General features: G+C 52.4%; 6 protein-coding genes and 1 pseudogene. 6 read left to right on the top strand and 1 reads right to left on the bottom strand.

Annotation, left to right across the window (positions count from 1 at the left end; translation table 11 throughout):
* Together ACTJLC_RS31360 and ACTJLC_RS31365 are read left to right on the top strand one after the other, a co-directional pair.
* Positions 1–118: pseudogene (locus ACTJLC_RS31360) on the top strand (IS3 family transposase); the annotation flags it as partial.
* 486 nt (positions 119–604) lie between these two features.
* Positions 605–3025 carry a hypothetical protein gene (locus ACTJLC_RS31365; RefSeq protein WP_440846328.1) on the top strand — a complete coding sequence of 807 codons (2421 nt, stop codon included), beginning with the start codon at positions 605–607 and terminating at the stop codon, positions 3023–3025.
* A gap of 399 nt (positions 3026–3424) precedes the next feature.
* On the opposite strand, the gene ACTJLC_RS31370 is transcribed toward ACTJLC_RS31365, so the two are convergent.
* Entirely contained in the window at positions 3425–4207 is a 783-nt protein-coding gene (locus tag ACTJLC_RS31370; protein ID WP_440846330.1) for a class I SAM-dependent methyltransferase, read from the bottom strand.
* A 525-nt stretch (positions 4208–4732) separates the two neighbouring features.
* Between ACTJLC_RS31370 and ACTJLC_RS31375 the strand changes: the two genes are divergently transcribed.
* From ACTJLC_RS31375 to ACTJLC_RS31390, 4 genes are all read left to right on the top strand, one after another.
* Complete coding sequence (locus ACTJLC_RS31375) at positions 4733–5698, top strand: radical SAM/SPASM domain-containing protein (RefSeq protein ID WP_440846332.1); 966 nt, start codon at positions 4733–4735, stop codon at positions 5696–5698.
* A 7-nt stretch (positions 5699–5705) separates the two neighbouring features.
* Positions 5706–6341, top strand: a complete 636-nt coding sequence (locus ACTJLC_RS31380) for a class I SAM-dependent DNA methyltransferase (protein ID WP_440846338.1) — start codon at positions 5706–5708, stop codon at positions 6339–6341.
* Between the two features lie 91 nt (positions 6342–6432).
* Positions 6433–7566 carry a VPA1262 family N-terminal domain-containing protein gene (locus ACTJLC_RS31385; protein WP_440846334.1) on the top strand — a complete coding sequence of 378 codons (1134 nt, stop codon included), beginning with the start codon at positions 6433–6435 and terminating at the stop codon, positions 7564–7566.
* A complete protein-coding gene (locus ACTJLC_RS31390; RefSeq protein ID WP_440846336.1) occupies positions 7563–8246 on the top strand; it encodes a hypothetical protein in 684 nt (227 codons plus the stop codon). Before ACTJLC_RS31385 ends, ACTJLC_RS31390 begins: the two co-directional genes overlap by 4 nt.
* Positions 8247–8599: the final 353 nt, after the last annotated feature.

Consider the following 8599-nt stretch of genomic DNA (forward strand, 5'->3'; position numbering starts at 1 on the left):
AAAGGGAGCGCGAGATACTAAAAAAGTCCACGGCCTTCTTCGTCAAGGAACTGGATCGCTCCTCGAGGTGATCCGTTCGCTGAAGAAGGCCTGGCCAGTCAGCGTGATGTGCCGGTTGCCTCACTCGCCAACATAAACCGCGCGACCGGCCCCTCCCTGACCTCCAGCGTCGGACCGCAGCCCCCTACCGCGCGAGCGGTTTCGTTCATCGACCCACTCCGGTCAGATGACCTTCTCGAAACCGGTCAGTCGGGTGGATTCGGTTTATGCGAACCGGAGTGCCCATAAGCGGCCGTTGGCGACCTCACCCAACCTGGCCAGGAAAAGTCAATCGTCGCGGTCATCGTTTGGACATTCGTGCGGCTGCCTTGCCCGGACAACGGACATTCGCTTGACGACGCCGACGGGTCGCCGCTCGCAAAACCTTCGACACATATAGTTACCGCTATGCTTGGTTGCGTATTTGCACGAGAAATCTTAAACTCTACCGGCATCCAAGCAGTCTGCTTGAAGATCAACGTTAAACTATTATAGAAAATACCGAATTATCTTCCTCTGGATTTAAAGGATCAAATCGGTATATTTCAATAAAATATTTCGGGCCATGAAAAATCACTTTGATAGTATGTTTTTGGAGATTGAGCAATGTAAGTCAGACGTGGAATGCAGGGTGCGAATAGTTTCTTGCATTCGCCTGCTTCTGCAACAAATTGACTACGGATTGCTTGAATGGATTTCCCAGCAAAAACCTGCCATCGAATTTCAACCCGATCAAGTTATCCTTGATGCGCTACGAGCGCCTGCGGATGGTTCGTTAGTTGACGCCTTGGAAGCGCTTCTGATTTCCGCTGAACAGCTAGGCTGGGTCGGTGTTGCGCGTATCCTGGCGACTTCCGCGCACGGCAGGCCTGCGGAGCAAATCTGCGGTGATCAACCTCGGACACTATTGGGACTGCTGCGCGGGGTCGTCTCGATCCGAAACAACGGCGCAGAAGGACATGGACTCGTTGGTGGCTATGCGCGAGATGTCGAACTCGATGCATTGCGGTTTGTAATTGATTGTCTTGCGAATGTCACGCCGATTCTCGCCGATGACGGGGTACAAGCGGCAATTGGACCAGATCGACTTCGACTTCGCTTGGACTTCATCAGGGGGTGGGCTGGCCAACCCGCCCTGATTCGCCGCGTTAAACTTCTAGGTACAGAGCGTGTGAGAGCCTTCTGTCAAATCGCCAAGGATGGGGATTCGAGAGAAGAGTTCAATTATGAGGCGGTCAGTCCATTCAGTGATGTGACCGGTCGCTCTCTGCCTGCGCCGATAATTTGGAATAATTCGTGGGAACCGTTTGTCTATCTTCCCGATCGCACAACAGACTCATTCACTGGCCGCGATCCTCAGTTAATTGAACTTAAGGATTGGCTAAATGACGTCGATTCACGTGCGTGCCTGATTCATGGTGATGGGGGCTACGGGAAAACCACATTGGCTCTTGAATTCCTACATCGGATTCTGGACGAAGAAGTGGACGTAGACTGGCGGCCACAAATGATCTTGTTCTACACGGCAAAGCGCTGGCAATGGGGGCTGAATGGCCTTGAACCCATTGCAGCTGGTCAGCCACATCTTTTAGAGCTCTTGGCGCACCTGCATATTCTGTTTTTCGGAAAATATCCATCGACGGATTTCTACCGATTCAATGTTCCGCAGGCGGCGATCAACTTACAGTCAAAGATTAAATCAGAATTAAAATTAGAAAGAAAAGAGATTTTAATTGTTGTTGACAATGCAGAAACGCTTATCGAAAGCGAGGAGGAACGCGCCGTTCTCCGCAAAGAATTGCAGGAGATATCCAGGCGCGTAGGCCGAGTCATGCTCACGTCTCGGCGTTGGGAGCAAATTGAGGCATATCCTGTCGCCGTGGATATTCTCACAGAGCGTGAGGCCCTTGCCTTTTTGCGCGATCGCGCTGAAAAGTTAAATATTAAAATTGTTAAGAAAGCCAGCGATACCGACATTCTCGAGTCCGTGAAAAAGCTTGAACGGCGGCCTATTGTTCTCGCCGCGTTTGCAAATGCATTGGTCGATCCGGCATTAAAGAAGATAGATCAAGCCGCTTCGCAGGTAGCGACGATGCTCCGCAAAGATCTTGGGGAGTTCCTATTTTCCGATGCGTGGGCCCGTCTTAGTCAGGACGTCCGCCGCCTTTTGCTGCTTATGACTCGGATTGGAGACGTGCATGACGATCAGTCGTTGAAAATCTGCGCGGACGTAGCCGGCGTGTCTGCTCAGATTGCCGAGGCGGCGCTACAAGAATCAGGGGGTATCGCCTCCATGATTAACGTACAGGGTTCCTTGCAGATTGCTTTCTCAAAGAATTTTCTCGAATATGCCCGTGACAAGCAAGTAACGACCTCAGCTGGAGCGAAGAGTCCCAACACGGAAGAAATTGCTAGGGCGCGCGCTGACTATTCTGCTTTTGTACAAAAGGCGCAGCGATTCTCCGGTGACCGCTTTCCTCAGGCATTCCGAACTCCACAAGCTAAAGCGGCTCATAGGGCACGACAAGAAGGCGACCTCGTGGAAGCCAGACGCTTATACGATGCAGCAGTGATGACCGATAGTACCAATGGATGGTTGCTTAATCGGTTCGCCTTCTTCTTGTCTCATGATGCTCGCGATAACGAGGCGGCTCTCCATCAGGCGCAGAAGGCTGTTGAATTGTTGCCTAGCGAGGGGGAAGTCTGGTATACACGGGGCCTCATCGAGGCTAGGCTAGGACTGGTGCGGGAATGTGAAACGTCTCTTACCAAAGCTCAGCAGTTCGGTATCGCATCAGCTCGATGCTCTATGCAACGTGCGTGGGCATACCTGAAAGCTCGTCCGAGGCAGTTAGGATTAGCTGAAAAAGAGATCAACACACTGAAGAATCATCTGCAATCCAATGTGAAGGATGTCAGGCTTCAAGAGGAAATTCGACTACTTGAAGGGCGTTTGCGCTATTTACGCGATCGCTTTAAAGAATAAAGGGACGGCCTTGGGCGCGTTCGGCTACCTTCCGAGCCGAACGGCCGCTTGAGCTTAAAGCTGCCGAAGAGGTGGGGCATCGTTCCGCGTCCGGAGTGGGTCGGGCCGAGTCCATCTGCGCTTCGAAATCAACGCCGCAAAGCGGCCATTGGCATCTTGCTCCCGGAAAGAGGCCGGTCGTACGGCCGGAGTCGCCGTTGATGGTTTTTCCCAACGCTGAGCGAGCGATTGTGTCAGCAATGACCGTCTAACAGGTCTTGGCGCGCACACATCGCGGGGGAAGACAACATCTATTTGCCGGCTGAGAATCCCTTTCCTTGAACAAAACGACTAAAAGTCCTATTCTTCGCTTAGCATAAATGACTCGTGATCGAAACCGACGCGTCTGTCGGCGGACATCTAAATTGGTTTTTTACAGACGATTATCATTTCACTGGCCACGCTACTATATACGCGACCGTCAAAATCGCCGTAACAATCGATTGCGGTAAAACCGATTCGCATAAGAGTATGCAAAAACCATGACGAATTAAAGAGATGATATCTTATGAGATAAGACGACTGACTCCCTCTTCGGACGAAGGTCCATATCCCCTGTATTTCTGAATAGTCGTGACTCTTTGTCCGAATATAAGCTACCTGACCGTTTCGAAGCTTGTACTTGCCGATTTTATTAAAACTCCTAGCAACAATCTCTTTTGTAACGCAACTCAACACTAGGTAGCCACCTTTCGATACAGCGTTTCCCATGTTTAACAAGAATTGAACGTTTTGTCTCCGGCTGGAAAACTGCCCGAAGGAGCTGTTGAGGTTTATGACTAGGTCGAAGCTTCGAGCGCCGAAGTTTCGCTCAAGATCTTGTCGTAGGAAATCGATCTGTTGACCGCGCGCGTTTCTTCGCGCTTTGAGGAGCAAGTACTCGCTTGAGTCAATTGCTCGTACCCGAAGTCCACGCTTTGCTAACTCGATGGCGTGCCGGCCAATTCCGCAGCAAAGATCTATGCAAGAGTTGCCGTACAAGTCGCACTTGCTGAGGATGAAGTCAATTTCGACCTTTGCGTCCGGCCAAACGTAGTCCGGAAATAGAAAAGAGTAACCATCGCTCCAGTAATGATCATTCAAATACCACCTATCACGATTTCTAGATGACCCACGATGGCGCCACGAAACTTGTCTGCTCATGATCGTCGAGCACTCCCTAGTTAGCCAGATGCATGCGGAGGAAACAATGAAGATAGAAATCCTATTACACCATGTCTCGCAAGATCAGCGCGGGCTGGTAGGAGAGTCGCCCTACTTTGGCTGGATGCACGGTCCTGCGGGAGGAGGGTCTGGTGGCGGGGACAAGACCAAGCCCAAGCCCCACCCCCACCCCCACCCCAATAAGCCTCAGCCCAGTGAGCCGCGTGAGAATGAGAACACGGGGGAGGATGATGAAAAGCGCAAGGATCAAGAGACGCCGCCGTCCAATACACAGCGGGAGTGCAATTATGTCCTTCGGCCAGAACCATGGGGAGGAGTTCTGATAAGTACGAACACTCAGAGGGTCTATGCGGCCGACCAACCGGCGTTCGAACTTCTCAGTGGTCTTAGCAAAGATGAGAGGTTGGACAAACTTCTAGCGACATTCGATTCCGACCGAGGCTCTTCCGATCGGCTGACGGATTTGCTTCGGTTGCATGTGGAGCACATAGAACTAGCAAACTCATGAGTCAAAATTTCGCGACTTGCGACTTGTCGGCGCCGCTTCACATTGATTTCGAAATAACAGGACGGTGCCAACTCGATTGCAGCTATTGCTCCGCCGCTCCGCTGGGGCAACCCGACGTTCCAACGGACAGAGCGCTAACTCTCTTGGCGGAAATGCATGAAATTGGGGTGTTTTCGCTTTTGCTATCCGGGGGCGAACCTACACTCCATCGGGATTTTTTAAAGATAACTACCGCAGCCTCCCGGTCTGTTCGTAGTCTCGTGATAAACACCAACGGGATTCGCTTCTCTAGGGAGAAATTTTGTGCTGAGTTCGTTGATGCAGCTCCAAATGCACTTGTTGCGATCAGTCTAGATTCCCCAGACGCGGTTGTGAGTAATTCATCGAGAGGTGCGGGAGCTGTGCAAGCAATGGCGGCTATCGCGAACTGCTCTGCGGTGGGATTGCCAATCTGCATTTCAGCAGTGCTCACCGAAAAAACTTTTTCGACCGCAACGCGATTGATCGACCGCTTCGCCCCGAGGACTCGCACATTTCGCTTTTTCCCCCGCGTCCCGCGCAATGAAAACGACTTGGCTCTAAACGATGCCGCGTACGTTGAATCATTAAATGAATTTTACGCTGGCCTTAAAGAATTGTCTATCAGTAATCCGGCGTTAGAAATACTCACGCCATCAGGCAATGCGAAGAATTGGGAGCCGGAAGCAGGGACAGGATGCACCATGGAGTGTGTATGTTCCGCGACACGCGTTTATATCGACAGGAAACTTAATGTTTATCCTTGCTACTATTCTGCGCACCCTGATAACTTGATTGGATGCTGCGAATTGCGGTCGCTGGACGAGTTGTGGAACTCTGAGAAAGCTCAATCGGTGAGAAAAAGGTCCAAGCACAAGCGCCTTTGCGGATCTACTGGCCCGAAAACCATTCCTGTTCGCTATCAACGACAAACGGCGGTTTGAAATGTCCATGTTCTCATGTAGATCTGAAGCGGCGAGGGCACTCAACCGCGTAAGTTACGACAGCATTGCAAATAGCTGGGCCACGATACGAAGGGAACTCAGCGAGAATGAAAGCAGATTGCTAAAATTGTTGTTTGAAGGAGTTGCAGCTAACGACAGAGTCCTCGATCTTGGGTGCGGGACTGGTTCTCCAATCGGCGAGTATGTTTTAACGCGCGGGGTGCAATTTACCGGCGTGGACCAATCGGAAAGTATGTTAGAGATTGCCAGACTTAACCTTCCGGGCGGTGAACTGTTGAAGTCATCAATCGAGGCGTTCAGACCTAGTGGAATATATGCTGCTGCCATTGCGTGGGATTCCATCTTCCATATCCCTCGGCAGGACCACTTCAAAATTTTCTGTCGAACGTGTGATGCACTCCGGTCGGGAGGAAGGTTTATGCTGACGGTCGGTGGATCAGAGCATCCATGCTTCACCGGGAGTATGTTTGGGTCGCTCTTTTTTTTCGACTCCCACCCTCCAACCACCACTGTATCCCTATTGGAGACGGCAGGTTTCAAAATCATTCATACAGAGTTCGTGGATCTTCCCACAGAAGGGCGAAACAAGGGCCGGTTCGCAGTTGTAGCGGAATCGCTATGAGTAGTGGCGAGACGAATGGAGCTTACTGGGCGGGTCGAGGCAGCACCAAACGCGATTCGCTCGCCGCAAACCGGTCATCGAGCGAAGCGGCATGAGACCGTGGCCGTTCGAACTGGACGACGACCTCGACCGTCCGTTCATAGCCGCAATGAAACGCACACCAACTTACAAAGCGCAGGGGTCGGGCAGCGGCGAAAATCCGCGACTTCTGAATAAACGCTCCGAAGCCAAATTTCCCTTGGTAACCATCGCACAGCATTCGGAACGACCGAGCGCGGATAACATACCCAATGCGGCGTCAAGCAAAAGTCCAGCTGTGCCTGATTTCTGGTTTCCGGGTGCAGTGACGGAACATCGACCTACGGGAATATGCGCAGTGCATCGAATCACGGTTCAACAGCCTTATTTCGTCATTCCTCACAACGCCTGGACTGAGCAGGTCGAACTGATCATTTCGTGCCCTGAACGCGGCATCTTGGATTGGCAGGAGCCCTTCGGGTTTGTCCGGGAGGTGAACATCTCTGGCTCACTCGTCGGCGCAACCAAGCGAGTCATCATCCCGGGTAAGAACGGCGAGACCGACCATTACGACGTGCCTATGAAGACGGCAGGCTGGTCGAGCACGCGACGTGACGCCGTGCTAGCCGGTGGTATTCCCGCCCGGCTCCGATCAAGCGAATTTGACCGTCAGCGAGCCGACGAAGCAGCGCGTCTCGGTCAGAAATGGTTTCATGGTAGTCACAGCGAAGCCACGACATTCATACGGGATTTGATCGGCAAAGCGCGCAAACGGGTGTGGATCGTTGATCCGTACTTCGCCACGACTGAATTCTTTGGCTTTGCTCTGGCGACCGCCTATGACGACATGGATGTCCTCATCCTGACGAGTGGCGAAGAGTTGAAGAAGACGGATCAGATTGACGCTGTGAGAGAGGCCGGTGAGGTACTGCTAAGTCAACTCGAAAGCAGAAAGGACATGTCGCACATCAAGGTTCGCGTCATGACGGGGACGCCCGCAGTCCACGATCGGTTTCTCGTCATTGATGACAAGGTTTGGCTAACGGGCAACTCCCTAAACTCCATCGGCGACCGTGCAGGGATGATGATTTCAGTGCCCGAACCCTCAGTCGTCGTTGACAAGCTGAACGAGATCATCCATGACGCGCAGCGCACGAAGAAATTGTCAGAATGGGTCGCCAACCGGAAAGCTGGAGGCGAGTCATGAGTTTTCGCGGACCTAAGGCCGAAGCGCCGCAAGAAATCAACGTATTTTCTGCCGTCTACAATCCGAAACTGCTTAACGCGCCCGTTGATGGGCCGCCGAAGCTGATCTGGCCATCGCTGCGTCATGAGGACCCGGTTTCCGAGCTTGATAGTCAGACCATCCCAAAAATGGACCTGATATCCAGGCGACGTATGCACAACAAGAAGGTGGGCGACGATGATCAACTGCTCGGTTGCGTCGTATTCTGGGAGGTAGTGCGGCGGTCCAGACTTGTTTTCATATTCGATCGGCACATGTCATCTGGTCTGATGCGTCGATTACGTAAAGAGTTAACGCCGGCGACCTCGCGCGGCCTCGAGACTTTACTGTTGATTGGCGATACGCAGGAAAATGCCAGATGTAGGTCGCTGCTGGCCGATATCGAGAAAGCCTACGCGAAGGTGCAACGGGTTCCTAAAATTGTCTACCTCGATGGCATGAAATCCAACGAAGCTCCTTTTCCGCACGATCGGTTCGCGGTCACTGACGGCGAGTTCTGGCATTTCGGTGGTACTGCAGGCGGTATTGAGGAGTGCCTCACGGCCGCGAGCCGTGGCTGGAAGGCCAAGGACGTTGGCATCCAGGCTTTTATGGACGAAGCCTGGACCGCGCTCTCCGACAAACAGAAGGTGAATGCATGATTGACCAGCGACTACGTACGCGTAATGACTATCTCGTGGACATGGACCGCCGTATCGACCAAGCCAGCCGAATCCGGGATGCAGACTGGTTCGCGTCAGCATGCTCAGCTGCGTCTCGTGTCTTTGAAGATGTCCTCCTTTCGGGCATTACGGAAAGGGGTGAACTGAAGATAAAGATGCTGGGAGTTCTCGTGGACGCCATCGAACAGCGACTGAATGATTTATCGCAGCCAGTTACTGACGGGTGCACCAAATAGTGCCTTGCGCGTTATACGGGTATGAAGACGAAAACTGATGCCCGAAAACTGGACCAGGCGACGCAGGCGCACCTGAGGAAGATGGTGGTGCAGGCG

This window comes from Paraburkholderia sp. 22099 (genome assembly GCF_052045835.1).
In the GTDB taxonomy this organism is placed as follows: Bacteria; Pseudomonadota; Gammaproteobacteria; order Burkholderiales; family Burkholderiaceae; genus Paraburkholderia; species Paraburkholderia terricola.